The following is a 12,459-nucleotide window of genomic DNA, read 5'->3' as shown; positions in this document are numbered from 1 at the left end:
GCCTATTCCGCCGCGACCGCCGGGCCCAGATGCCGCCCCGGCGCGGCGGCGAGCAGCGTGCGCGTGTATTCGTGCCGCGGGTTCAGGAACAGCTCCCGCGTCGGGCCTTCCTCCACCACCTCGCCCCGGCGCATCACCGCGATGCGGTCGCAGATCTGGGCGGCGACGCGCAGGTCGTGGGTGATGAACAGGAGCGCGAGGTCGAACTCGCGCTTCACCTGGTCGAGCAATTCGAGCACCTGCTTCTGCACCGAGACGTCGAGCGCCGAGACCGCCTCGTCGGCGATCAGCACGTCGGGCTCCATGGCGAGCGCGCGGGCGATGGCGATGCGCTGGCGCTGCCCGCCCGAGAACTGGTGCGGGTAGCGGTCGAGCGCGTCCGGCGAGAGGCCGACGAGGCTCATCAGCCGACGCGCACGGGCGAGCGCCTCATCGCGGGGCAGTCCGAAGTTCATAGGCCCCTCCATGACCGACGCGCCGACCGTGCGGCGGGGGTTGAGCGAGCGGTAGGGGTCCTGGAAGACCATCTGCACGCGCCGGCGGTAGGGCGTGAGCGCGCGCGTGGAGAGGCCGGCGATGTCCACGCCGGCGATCTCGATCGCCCCGCTCGTCGGATCGACGAGGCGCACGATGCAGCGCGCGACCGTGGACTTGCCGGAGCCGCTCTCGCCGACGACGCCCAGCGTCTCGCCACGGCGCACGACGAGGTCGACGTCCTTCGCCGCGAGGAAAGCCGGCTGCGTGGCGCGGCCGAACCAGCTCTTGCCGCCGTAGCCCTTCGCGAGCTTGCGCGTCTCGACCGCGATGCTGCCCGAGGCCGCCGTGCGCGTCGGCGGCTCGAGGCTCGGCACGGACGAGATCAGCATGCGCGTGTAGTCGACCTTCGGGTTCGCGAATATCTCGGCCGCCGGCCCCTGCTCCACGATCTCGCCGTGGCGCATCACCACGACCTTGTCGGCGATCTCGGCGACGACGCCGAAATCGTGCGTGATGAACAAGACGCCCGTGCGGCGGCGCTCCTGCATCTCCTTGATCAGCTGGAGGATCTGCGCCTGGGTCGTCACGTCGAGCGCGGTCGTCGGCTCGTCGGCGATGAGGATGACGGGATCGAGCACCATCGCGGCGGCGATCATCACGCGCTGGCGCTGGCCGCCGGAGAGCTGGTGCGGGTAGCGGTCGTAGAGCGCCTGCGGATCGGGCAGGTGCATCGCCTCCATGATCGCGATCACCTTCTCCCGCCGCTCGGCCGGGGAGAGGGACGTGTGGATCTGGAGCACCTCGTCGATCTGGTCGCCGATGGTCATCACCGGGTTGAGCGCGGTGGCGGGCTCCTGGAAGATCATCGCCATGCGGGTGCCGCGCAGGTCACGCAGCCGCTCGGGCGTCGCCTTCAGCACGTCCTCGCCCTCGAGCAGGATCTCGCCGCGCTCTGCGTGGAGCTCGCCCTTGGCGAGGAGGCCCATGACCGAGAAGGCGGTGACGGACTTGCCGGAGCCGGATTCGCCCACCACGCAGACGATCTCGCCGGGGCCGACGTCGAAGCTCACGCCTTCGACGGCGTAGCGCCGATCGGCGCCGGCGGGGAGCGCGACCGCGAGGTCGCGGATGGAGAGGACCGGGCCCGAGCCCTCGTGCATGCCCTGATGCGTGGTCATCGGGTCCTCCTCACCGTTGGCCGACGCGCTTGGCGAGCTTCGGGTCGAGCCGGTCGCGCAAAGCGTCGCCCAGGATGTTCACCGCGAGGATGGTGATCGCGAGCGCGATGCCGGGATAGAGCAGGTTCATCGGCGCGATCTGGAAGAGGAGGCGACCCTCCGCGACCATGTTGCCCCAGGAGGGCACGATCGGCGGCGTGCCGGCGCCCAGGAACGACAGGATCGCCTCGGTCAGCATGGCGGAGGCCGCGACGTAGGTCGCCTGCACGATGAGCGGGGGCACGCAATTGGGGAGCACGTGGCGCCAGAGCAGCTTCGGCAGCGGCGTGCCGACCGACACCGCCGCCTCGACGTAGGGCTCCTCGCGGACGGAGAGCACGACCGAGCGCACGAGGCGCACCACGCGCGGGACTTCCGGCACCACGATCGCGGCGATGACGGTGACGATGCTCGCGCCCGACACCGAGACCAGCGCGATGGCGAGCAGGATGCCCGGGATCGCCATCAGCCCGTCCATGATGCGCATGACGATCGGGTCGAGCCAACGGATGAAGCCGGTGAAGAGACCGATCACGAGCCCGATCACGACCGCGAGCGCCGCCACCGCCAGGCCGACGACGGCGGAGACGCGCGCGCCGTAGACGAGCCGGCTCCAGATGTCGCGTCCGAGATGGTCGGTGCCGAGCCAATGTGCCGCCGAGGCGCCCTGGAGGCGCGCCGCCGGATTGAGCGCGGTCGGGTCGGTCGTGCCGACGAGCGGCGCGAAGACGGCTCCGAGCGCGATGAGCGCGAGGACGAGCGCGGCGAGCGCCGCGAGCGGTTGGCGCTTCAGCGTCCCGGAAAGGCCGGAGGCGGGCGCGGCGGGGGCCGGCGTCGGCGCGTCGCCCGGCGGGATCGCCCCCTCGGCGGTCTTGTCGAGAACGGCGGTCAATAGCGGATCCTCGGGTCGAGCAGGGTGTAGGCGAGATCGATGATCAGGTTCAGCACCACGTAGATCAGCGCGAAGAACAGGATCAGCCCCTGGATGATCGGGTAGTCGCGCCGGGTGATGGCGTCGACGACGAGGCGGCCGAGGCCGGGAATGTTGAAGACGCTCTCCGTCACCACCACGCCGCCGATGAGGAGCGCGACGCCGAGCCCGATGACGGTGACGATCGGCACCGCCGCGTTGCGCAGCGCGTGGCGGAAGAGCACGATCCGCTCGATCTGGCCCTTGGCGCGGGCGGTGCGGATGTAGTCCTCGTTCAAGGTCTCGAGCACGCTCGCGCGGGTGATGCGGGCGATCAGCGCGATGTAGATGCACGAGAGCGTCAGCGTCGGCAGGATGATGCCCTGCGCGAAGGCGCCGAGATCGGTGAAGGGGCTCGTGTAGCCCTGCACCGGCAGCAGCCGCAGCTGGATCGAGAAGAAGTACATGAAGCCGTAGCCGAGCACGAAGACCGGCACGGAGAAGCCGAGCACCGCGAAGACCATCACGGCCCGGTCGATCCAGGTGCCCGAGCGCCAGGCGGCGAGCACGCCGAGCGGCACGGCGACGAGGACCGAGAAGACGATCGTGGACAGCGCCAGCATGAGGGTCGGCTCGATGCGCTGGGCGATCAGCGTCGTCACGGGGAGCCCCGTGAACAGCGATTCCCCGAGGTCGCCCTGGAGCACCTGCCCGATCCAGGTCAGGAACTGCTCCCAGATCGGCCGGTCGAATCCGAAGGCCTGCCGCACGGCCTCGATCTGCTCGCTCGTGGCGGTGTCGCCGGCGAGGATCGCAGCGGGGTCGCCGGAGACGCGCAGCATCAGGAAGACGATCACCGCGACGATGAGGAGGACGGGGATCGTGGAGACGAGGCGCTGCAGGACGAGCAGGGGCATGGGGGTCCTCATCTATCGCGGCGAGACGAGACGGGCGCGACGTGGTTCCCCTCTCCCTCGTGGAGAGGGGCAAGGGGTGTGGGGCGTCGGGCGAGGCGGCACGCTTCCCAAGAGTGGCGGAAGGCCATTGCAGCGCTGCATCGACCGCGCGCACGTCCTGCACGCCCCACACCCCCGGCCCCTCTCCACGAGGGAGAGGGGAGAGCCGGCATCGGCGTCTCGCCCTTCCTCGCCCTCGTCTCCGAGCGATCTCGGAGTGCGATGGAGGGCGCGACGCGGTTCCCCTCTCCCTCGTGGAGAGGGGCTAGGGGTGTGGGGCGTCGGGCAGAGAGCGACGTGCGCCGATGCGGACGAGACCGATCTGCAGGCCTGCATCCGCCTCGAGCCCATTCTCGACGCCCCACGCCCCCGACCCCTCTCTGGGAGAACGCTCTCTCGGGAGAGGGGAGCGCCATCCTCGGCGTCTCGCGTGGATCGTGCCGGGGCGTGCGCATCGGTGCCTCGCCGGGTCGGACGGGAGGCTCCCCGGCACGCCGCCGGGGAGCCGATGGCCTCAGCTCTTCTGGATGTTCCAGAAGAACGGCGGCGCCTCGAGGATGCCCGAGACGTTGTCGCGGTAGCCGGTCGGCGTGAAGAACTGGCCCAGCACGGCGTGGAAGTTCTGCTCGAAGAAGCGCGACTGGATCTTGCGCGCGATCTCCTTCTGGTCGTCGATCGAGCCTGCCTCGGCGAACTCGGTGCGCAGGCCCTCGATGACGTCGTCCTGCGCCCAGCCGACCCAGGCGCCGTCACCCGCCGCCGACATGGCGAACTGCACCACGGGGTCGAGCACGTCCGCGCCCTCCCACCAGGTGACGAACATGTTCCAGCCGCCGTCCTCGACCGGGTTCTTGCTCGCGCGGCGCTGGAGCACCGTCGCCCAGTCCATCGCCTGGGCGTCGACGTTCATGCCCATGCGGCGCATCGTGTCGACGATGACCTGGATGTAGTTGGTCTGGACCGGGATGTCCGTCGTCGCCAGGACGACGAAGGGCTCGCCGTCGTAGCCGCTCTCGGCGAGGAGCCGCTTGGCCTCCTCGAGATCAGGCTCGCGGATGAGATCGGCACCCGCGTCGTTGGCGAAGGTCGTCTCGCAGGGGAAGACCGAGTAGCACTCCTTGAAGTACTCGGGCGAGCCCACCGCCGCCTGCAGCAGCGCCGTCTGGTCGAGCGCCCGCACGATCGCCTTGCGCACGCCCGGGTTCGCGCTCGCGCCGACCAGGCTGTTGAAGCGCGCCATGCCGACGTTGCCGAGCGGGTTGAAGTTCGCAACGTTCACCCCCGGCATGCCGGCGACGATCGGCGCGAGGTCGGCGGGCACCTGCTCCCAGTAGTCGACCTCGCCCGTCATCAGCGCGTTGAGCTGGGTGTTCGGGTCGGGGAAGTTGATCCACTCGACGCCTTCGAGATGCACGACCTTGCCGCCGGCGGCGTTGGACGCGGGCTCGTCGCGCGGCACGTAGTCCGGGTTGCGTTCGTAGACGACGCGCGCGCCGGGGCGGAACTCGCTCGCCACGAAGCGGAACGGCCCGGAGCCCACCTGCTCCTCCGCCGTCAGGCGCTCGGAGGTCGGCTTCTCGGCGAAGCGCTTGGGCATCATGAACGGTACGTTCGTCGAGAGCTTGCCGATCGACTGCAGCACCAGGCCGTAGGGACGCGAGAGCTTCAGCACGATCGTGTCGGTGCCGTCGTGCGTGCAGCTCTCCATGTAGGAGAACAGCCGCCGGCCCATGCCGTCGACCTGACCCCAGCGGATCAGCGAGAGCGCGCAGTCCTCCGCGGTGACGGGGCTGCCGTCGTGCCAGGCGAGGCCGTCGCGCAGCGAGATGCGGTAGGTCAGGTTGTCGGCGGAGACCTCGACGCCGCTCGCCATCTGCGGCTTCACCTCGAGGTTCGCGTCCTGGGCGAAGAGCGTGTCGTAGATCAGGTAGCCGTGGTTCCGGACGATGTAGCCCGTCGTCGCCACCGGATCGAGGATCGTCAGCGAGGCGTGCGGGATCACCTTGAGGATCCCGCTCGGCGCGGCCCGCGCGCGCCCCATGCCGAAGGGTAAGGCAGTCATGCCCGCCGTCGCGGCGGCACCCGCGAGCAGATCGCGCCTGGTCAGCTTGAAGGTCATCGTCGGTTCCCCTCTTCGTTCGTTCGTGTGCGGACGAGCCGCAGACGGATCGGAGACTTGCGCGATGTCCTCCCCAGCGCGCCGATCGCCCATCCGATGACGATGGTCATGCAAGCTGCACGCCATCGACACTCCCCCGCGGCGCATCGAGCGCGGGGAAATTCACTGCGGCCTCCACCACGGCGGCGGCCGCGAGGACGAGCGCGTCCTCGCCGCGGCGCGCGACGATCTGGAGGCCGATCGGCAGGCCCTCGCGCGTGAGCCCGACGGGCACGGTCGCGGCGGGCTGGCCGGAGAGGTTGAACGGGTAGGTGAAGGGCGACCAGTCGCTCCACGGCCCTTCGAAGCGCTCCGGCACGCCGGGGCCGGTGGGGCGGCCGTCGACGGTCGGCGCGCCGATGGGCATCGTCGGCGTGATCAGGAGGTCGACCTCGTCGTGGTAGCGGCGCATGCGCTCGGCGAAGACCTGGCGCGCCGCGAGCGCGTCGACGTAGGCCGACGCCGGCAGCCGCTCGCCGGCCTGCGCCGAGGCGGCGAAGCCGGGATCGCACAGGTGGCGGCGGTCCGGCGGCATCTTCGCCCACAGGCTCGCAGAACCGGCGAGCCAGAAGACGTTGCAGACGTCGAGCACGTCCTCGATGCCCGGATCGCCCTCGCTCACGCGCACGCCGGCGGCGGCCAGCGGCGCGAGCGCGGCCCGGCAGGCGGCCTCGACGTCCGCGTCCACGAACTTCGCGTAGCCGAGATCGGGGCTGAACGCGGCCGTGAGCCCGGCGAGCGAGCGCCCGAGCAGCGCGCGCGCCGCCGGCGGCGCCTCGGCGGAGGCGAGCGTGTCGCGCGTATCCGGGATCGCCATCAGCTCGAGGAGCAGCGCGACGTCGGCGACCGTGCGCGCCATCGGCCCGAGGATCGCGAGCACGCCCATCGCGGAGGCGGGAAAGGCGGGGATGCGTCCCGACGTCGGCTTGAGGCCGGCGAGCCCGCAGAAGGCGCAGGGGATGCGCACGGAGCCGAGCCCGTCCGTCCCGACGTGCAGCACGCCGATGCCGAGCGCCGCCGCCGCCGCCGCACCGGCCGACGAGCCGCCGGAGGTGCGTGCGACGTCCCAGGGATTTCGCGTGACGCCGTGAGCGGGGCTGTCGCCCATCCCCTTCCAGCCGAGCTCGGGCAGGCTCGTGTAGCCGACGAGGACGGCGCCGGCCTCCTTCAGGCGACGCGTCGCCGGCGCGTCGAAGTCGGGCGTGGTCGGTGGCAGCGCCCGCGAGCCGCGCCGCATTTCCCATCTGGCGACGGCGACGTTGCCCTTCATCGTGGCGGGGACGCCGTCGGCGGGGCCCAGCGGCACGCCGGCACGCCAGCGTGCCTCGGACGCGCGGGCCGCCTCCATCGCGGCGTCGTCGTCGACCCGGACGAAAGCGTTGATCGCCCCCTCGAAGCGGTCGCGCCGGGCGATGACCGCCTCGGCGACCTCCACCGGCGAGCAGCGTCCCGCGGCATAGGCCGCCGTCAGCTCGGCTGCGGTCATCTCGTGGATGTCGGCCATCGCGGTGCCCTCCGCCCGGTCGGTCACGCGAGCCTAGGCTAGACCGAGCCGGGTGCGCGGCGAAATACGCGCATGACCGAATGCGTATTGGCGCACGCGCAGACCCCATGGCATCGACGTGCCGGTGCGGCGACGCTACCCTGCCTCAGAGGAAGCGATCCGCCACGCACGAAGGAGTACCGCGCCGATGACCGGGGTCGCCTCTGGATCCGGAGCGAAGCGTGTCGTCATCGGCGGCTTCATGCACGAGACGAACACGTTCGCGGCGACGAAGGCGGATCTCGACGCCTTCCGCCACGGCGGCGGATGGCCGCCCCTGACGGAGGGGGCGGACGCGATCGCGGCGACGCGCGGCGTCAACGTCGGCATGGCCGGGGCGATCGCCGCTGCGGAAGCGGCCGGCTGGGAGATCGTGTCGACGCTGTGGGCGGCGGCGAGCCCGTCGGCCCACGTCACGCGGGACGCCTACGAGGCGATCGCCGAGCGCCTGCGCGCCCGCATCTCGGACGCGCTGGCGGCGGCCCCCCTCGACGGCGTGCTGCTCGACCTCCACGGCGCCATGGTCGCCGAGCATCTCGACGACGGCGAGGGCGAGATCGTCGCGCGGGTGCGCGCCCTCGTCGGCCCGGACGTGCCGATCGTCGCGAGCCTCGACCTGCACGGCAACATCGGCCCACGCCTCGTCGAGACGGCGGACGCGCTCGTGGCCTACCGCACCTATCCCCATGTCGACATGGCGCGGACGGGCGAGCGCGCGGCGGCCCTCCTCGCGCGGCTGATGGCGGGCGAGCGGCTGGCGCGCGTCTTCCGCCCCCTCCCCTTCCTGGTGCCGGTGCCCTGGCAATGCTCGCTCGTCGAGCCGGCACGCACGCTCTATGCGGGGCTCGAGGCGCTCGAGGCCGATCCCGCCGTGGCGGCGCTGTCGCTGATGATGGGCTTTCCCGCCGCCGACATTCCCGATTGCGGCCCGAGCATCCTCGCCTACGCGACCGATGCCGCGACCGCCGAGGCGGCTGCGCGAGCGCTGGAGACCGCGTTCCTCGCCGCCGAGGACGCCTTCGCCGGCGAGGCGCTCGCGCCGGACGCCGCCGTGGCGCGGGCCCGCGCCATCGTCGCGGAGCGCGGCGGGCCGGTGGTGATCGCCGACACGCAGGACAATCCGGGCGCGGGCGGCGACGCCGACACGACGGGCCTGCTGCACGCGCTCGTCGCCGCGGGCGTCCCGAGCGCGGCGATCGGCGTGATGGTCGATCCCGCGGCGGCGGCAGCGGCCCACGCGGCGGGCGAAGGCGCGCGGATGAGCCTCTCGCTCCCCGGCAGCGGGCTCCCGGGCGATCGGCCCTTCACGGCGGAGGCGATCGTCGAGCGCCTCTCCGACGGCGTCTTCGTCGCCGACGGCCCGTACTACGGCGGCACCACGATGCGGCTCGGCCCGAGCGCGGCGCTGCGCATCGGCGGCGTGCGCGTCGTCGTCGCCTCGCACAAGGCGCAGGCCGCCGACCGGGCGATGTTCCGCTATGTCGGCATCGCGCCGGAGGAGGCGGACATCGTCTGCGTGAAGAGCTCCGTGCACTTCCGCGCCGACTTCGCGCCGATCGCGCGCGCGATCCTCGTCGCCGCCGCGCCCGGCCCGATGCCGGTGAGCCCCGCCGACCTCCCCTTCACCCGGCTGCGCCCGGGCCTGCGGCTCGCGCCGAACGGGCCCGTGTTCGCGCCCCCGTCCACAGGAGACGCCCCGTGAGCACCGCGACCCCGACGATCCCGCCCGCAATCGCGGGCTTCGCCGATGCGCTCACCGCGATCAGGCGGGACTTCCACGCGCACCCGGAACTCGGCTTCGAGGAGACCCGGACCGCCGGGCGCGTCGCCGCGCTGCTGCGCGAGTGGGGCGTCGACGAGGTGCACGAGGGCGTCGGCGGCACCGGCGTCGTCGGCGTCGTGCGCGGCGCGCGGCCGGGGACGCGCAGCATCGGGCTGCGCGCCGACATGGACGCGCTGCCGATGGAGGAGGCGACGAACCTGCCCTGGCGCTCGACGCGGCCGGGCCTGTTCCACGGCTGCGGCCACGACGGGCACACGACGATGCTGCTCGGCGCCGCGCGTGCGCTGGCGCAGGACCGCGACTTCGCGGGCACCGTCGTGCTGATCTTCCAGCCCGCCGAGGAGGGGCTCGGCGGGGCGCGCGCGATGCTCGCGGACGGCCTGTTCGCACGCTTCCCCTGCGACGAGGTCTACGCCCTCCACAACGCCCCCGCCCTGCCGCTCGGGTCGGTCGGCATCACGCCGGGGGCCGGCATGGCCGGGGCGAGCTTCTTCGACATCCTCGTGCGCGGGCGCGGCGGGCACGCGGCGATACCGCACCACACGCGCGATCCCGTCCTCGTCGCCACCGCCCTCGCCCAGGCCTCCCAGAGCGTCGTCGCCCGCGACGTCGACCCGCTCCAGCCGGCGGTTCTCTCGATCACGCGGATCGCGGCGGGCGCAGCCTACAACGTCATCCCCGACGAGGCCCGGCTCGCAGGGACCCTGCGCTACTTCTCGGACGGAACGCGCACCGTCCTGGTCGAGCGGCTGGAGGCGTTGGCGCGGGGGCTGGCGCAGGCCTATGCGGCGGAGATCGAGGTCTCGATCCGCGACGTCTTCACGGTGCTCGAGAACGATACCGAAGCCGTCGAGGCCGCGGCGGCGGCGGCGCGGGACGTCGTGGGCGAGGCTGGCGTCGACGCCGCCTACCCGCCGAGCGTCGCGAGCGAGGACTTCGCCGACATGCTGCGGGCCGTGCCGGGCGCCTATCTCTGGGTCGGCCACGGTGGCGACGTGCCGCTGCACAATCCCGGCTACGTCTTCGACGACGCGGTCCTGCCGGTGGGCGCGAGCCTGCTCGACCGGATCGCGCGCACGCGGCTCGCGTGAGGGTCCCGCGCTAGAACGGCGTCCCGGCCTCCCGCTTGCGCGCCCGCGCGGCGAGCGCCCAGAACTCGAGATCGCCGAGGAACTTGGCGAGCGCCTTGGCCAGGAACGGCGTGCGATCCTCGCCCTCGAGCGAGACCGCGTCCTGGACCTGCGGTACCGGCAGCAGCGTGGAGATCGTCGGCATGCCGAGCTCGGCGAGCGTCATGCGCAGCTGCATCGCCGCGCGCACGCCGCCGTAGCGCCCGGCGGAATAGCAGGCGATGCCGGCGGGCTTGAAGAACCATTCCTCGAGATAGTGGTCGAGCATGTTCTTCAGGGCCGGCGGGATGCCGTGATTGTACTCGCCCGAGACCACGACGACGGCGTCGCTCGCGCGGATCATGCCGGCGAGCCGCTCCATCGGCTCGGGCGCCTCGCCCGGCGCGAACTCCTTGTACATCCGGTCGAGGAACGGCAGCGGGATCTCGGCGGCGTCGGCGAGGAGCGCACGCTGGCCCCGCGCCTCGACGGCGCGCACGAGGAGCCGCGCGAGGCCGATGCCGCGGCGCGCGCTGCGCACCGAGCCGTAGAGCACGAGGATGGTCAGCGGGTCGTCCCGCGCGGTGTCGGTCTCGGGGTTGTCGGCGGTCATGGGCTGCTCCGAGCGCGTCCTTCGGCGCGCTCATCCTGGCGGGCGAGGGGGACGCCCGGAAGACACCTTGTCGTGAGCGCGGCGATCTCCTCCACTCCCTCCGGCCCGCCGCCGCTTCGCTGTGCAACAGCGCACCCGGTGCGCAACCGTCGACGGCGAACCTGCCCGATTCAGCGGCGACCCTAGGGGAAACCCGGAGCGATTCGCCCTGGCCTCCCTCTTGCACCGCGGCGCGGGTGAGGCGCCGCGGGGGGCGGCGCTAGAATGCAACGACAGGGGGACGGCTTCCATGACCTTCACGCGTAGACACGTGCTCGGCCTCGGCGCGGCGCTCGCCGGCGCCTCCATGTTCCGCGGCGTGCCCGCGCTCGCCCAGGGCGAGCCGATCAAGGTGGGCGTGCTGCACTCGCTCTCGGGGACGATGGCGATCTCCGAGACGACGCTGAAGGACGTCATGCTGATGCTCATCGAGCAGCAGAACGCCAAGGGCGGCCTGCTCGGGCGCCCGCTCGAGGCGGTGGTCGTCGACCCCGCCTCCGACTGGCCGCTCTTCGCCGAGAAGGCGCGCGAGCTGATCACCGGCGGCTGCGCGGCGACGTTCGGCTGCTGGACCTCGGTGTCGCGCAAGTCGGTGCTGCCGGTCTTCGAGGAGCTCAACTCGATCCTGTTCTACCCCGTCCAGTACGAGGGCGAGGAGAGCCAGCGCAACGTGTTCTACACCGGCGCCGCGCCCAACCAGCAGGCGATCCCGGCGGTCGACTACCTGATGGACGTCGAGGGCGTCGAGCGCTGGGTGCTGGCGGGCACCGACTACGTCTACCCGCGCACCACGAACCGCATCCTCGAGGCCTATCTCCAGGCCAAGGGAGTCGCCCCCGAGGACATCCTGATCAACTACACGCCCTTCGGCCATTCCGACTGGCAGACGATCGTCTCCGACATCCGCCGCTTCGGCGGCGAGGGCAAGCGCACGGCGGTGGTCTCCACCATCAACGGCGACGCCAACGTGCCCTTCTACCGCGAGCTCGCCAACCAGGGCGTGGCGGCGACCGACATCCCCGTCGTCGCCTTCTCGGTGGGCGAGGAGGAGCTCGCCGGCATCGACACCGGCCCGCTCGTCGGCCACCTCGCGGCGTGGAACTACTTCATGTCCGTCGACACTCCGGAGAACCGCGCCTTCATCGAGGCCTGGCACGCCTTCACCGGCGACACGAGCCGCGTCACCAACGACCCGATGGAGGCCCATTACATCGGCTTCAACATGTGGGTGAAGGCGGTGGAAGCGGCCGGCACGACCGATGCCGACGCCGTGATCGACGCCATGGTCGGCGTCGCGGTCCCCAACCTCACCGGCGGCATCTCGGCGATGATGCCCAACCACCACATCACGAAGCCCGTCCTCGTCGGCGAGATCCAGGACGACGGCCAGTTCGCCGTCGTGTGGGAGACCGCCGGCCTCGTCCCGGGCGACGCCTGGTCCGACCATCTCGAGGGCTCGAAGGACCTGATGTCCGACTGGCAGGCCCCGATGAGCTGCGGCAACTTCAACGTCGCAACCGGCTCGTGCGGCGGGGCGTGACCCGCGCCTGACCGCGGCGGCGCCCGCCACGGGGGCCCCCGCCCCGTCCCCCCCAACCCCATACGTCCCCAAGGCCGCGCACAAGGCGCATCTCCCCCCGACGCCGCTACCCCA

9 protein-coding genes are annotated in these 12,459 nt (G+C 72.0%); 3 read left to right on the top strand and 6 right to left on the bottom strand.

Annotated elements, in window-relative coordinates; translation table 11 throughout:
- Nucleotides 1-2: 2 nt before the first annotated feature.
- From ACTZWW_RS08065 to ACTZWW_RS08045, 5 genes are all read right to left on the bottom strand, one after another.
- Nucleotides 3-1,655 carry an ABC transporter ATP-binding protein gene (locus ACTZWW_RS08065; protein ID WP_444780431.1) on the bottom strand — a complete coding sequence of 551 codons (1,653 nt, stop codon included), beginning with the start codon at nt 1,653-1,655 and terminating at the stop codon, nt 3-5.
- A 10-nt stretch (nt 1,656-1,665) separates the two neighbouring features.
- Nucleotides 1,666-2,586: an ABC transporter permease gene (locus tag ACTZWW_RS08060; protein WP_444780430.1), complete on the bottom strand. Its 921-nt coding sequence runs from the start codon at nt 2,584-2,586 to the stop codon at nt 1,666-1,668.
- Nucleotides 2,583-3,521, bottom strand: a complete 939-nt coding sequence (locus tag ACTZWW_RS08055; RefSeq protein ID WP_444780429.1) for an ABC transporter permease — start codon at nt 3,519-3,521, stop codon at nt 2,583-2,585. The genes ACTZWW_RS08060 and ACTZWW_RS08055 overlap by 4 nt, the downstream gene beginning before the upstream one ends.
- Before the next feature lie 553 nt (nt 3,522-4,074).
- The gene (locus tag ACTZWW_RS08050) at nt 4,075-5,679 is read right to left on the bottom strand and encodes an ABC transporter substrate-binding protein (protein WP_444780428.1); all 1,605 of its coding nucleotides are present in this window, start codon (nt 5,677-5,679) and stop codon (nt 4,075-4,077) included.
- Between the two features lie 106 nt (nt 5,680-5,785).
- Complete coding sequence (locus ACTZWW_RS08045; protein WP_444780427.1) at nt 5,786-7,222, bottom strand: amidase; 1,437 nt, start codon at nt 7,220-7,222, stop codon at nt 5,786-5,788.
- Between the two features lie 187 nt (nt 7,223-7,409).
- Between ACTZWW_RS08045 and ACTZWW_RS08040 the strand changes: the two genes are divergently transcribed.
- Both ACTZWW_RS08040 and ACTZWW_RS08035 read left to right on the top strand, forming a co-directional pair.
- Complete coding sequence (locus ACTZWW_RS08040) at nt 7,410-8,963, top strand: M81 family metallopeptidase (protein ID WP_444780426.1); 1,554 nt, start codon at nt 7,410-7,412, stop codon at nt 8,961-8,963.
- Complete coding sequence (locus tag ACTZWW_RS08035; RefSeq protein ID WP_444780425.1) at nt 8,960-10,135, top strand: amidohydrolase; 1,176 nt, start codon at nt 8,960-8,962, stop codon at nt 10,133-10,135. The genes ACTZWW_RS08040 and ACTZWW_RS08035 overlap by 4 nt, the downstream gene beginning before the upstream one ends.
- Before the next feature lie 10 nt (nt 10,136-10,145).
- Here ACTZWW_RS08035 and ACTZWW_RS08030 read toward each other — a convergent pair whose 3' ends face one another.
- Complete coding sequence (locus ACTZWW_RS08030) at nt 10,146-10,766, bottom strand: NADPH-dependent FMN reductase (RefSeq protein WP_444780424.1); 621 nt, start codon at nt 10,764-10,766, stop codon at nt 10,146-10,148.
- Between the two features lie 289 nt (nt 10,767-11,055).
- Between ACTZWW_RS08030 and urtA the strand changes: the two genes are divergently transcribed.
- A complete protein-coding gene (urtA, locus tag ACTZWW_RS08025; protein WP_444780423.1) occupies nt 11,056-12,345 on the top strand; it encodes an urea ABC transporter substrate-binding protein in 1,290 nt (429 codons plus the stop codon).
- Nucleotides 12,346-12,459: the final 114 nt, after the last annotated feature.

The sequence above is a fragment of the Salinarimonas sp. NSM genome (assembly GCF_052380005.1).
In the GTDB taxonomy this organism is placed as follows: domain Bacteria; phylum Pseudomonadota; class Alphaproteobacteria; order Rhizobiales; family Beijerinckiaceae; genus Salinarimonas.
This window is presented reverse-complemented; position numbering and strand designations above follow the sequence as displayed.

What these genes read in the sequence shown, in the direction of transcription:
- ACTZWW_RS08065 (WP_444780431.1), bottom strand. Translation starts at nt 1,655, where the DNA reads ATGACCACGCATCAGGGCATGCACGAGGGCTCGGGCCCGGTCCTCTCC.
- ACTZWW_RS08055 (WP_444780429.1), bottom strand. Translation starts at nt 3,521, where the DNA reads ATGCCCCTGCTCGTCCTGCAGCGCCTCGTCTCCACGATCCCCGTCCTC.
- ACTZWW_RS08050 (WP_444780428.1), bottom strand. Translation starts at nt 5,679, where the DNA reads ATGACCTTCAAGCTGACCAGGCGCGATCTGCTCGCGGGTGCCGCCGCG.
- ACTZWW_RS08045 (WP_444780427.1), bottom strand. Translation starts at nt 7,222, where the DNA reads ATGGCCGACATCCACGAGATGACCGCAGCCGAGCTGACGGCGGCCTAT.
- ACTZWW_RS08040 (WP_444780426.1), top strand. Translation starts at nt 7,410, where the DNA reads ATGACCGGGGTCGCCTCTGGATCCGGAGCGAAGCGTGTCGTCATCGGC.
- ACTZWW_RS08030 (WP_444780424.1), bottom strand. Translation starts at nt 10,766, where the DNA reads ATGACCGCCGACAACCCCGAGACCGACACCGCGCGGGACGACCCGCTG.
- urtA (WP_444780423.1), top strand. Translation starts at nt 11,056, where the DNA reads ATGACCTTCACGCGTAGACACGTGCTCGGCCTCGGCGCGGCGCTCGCC.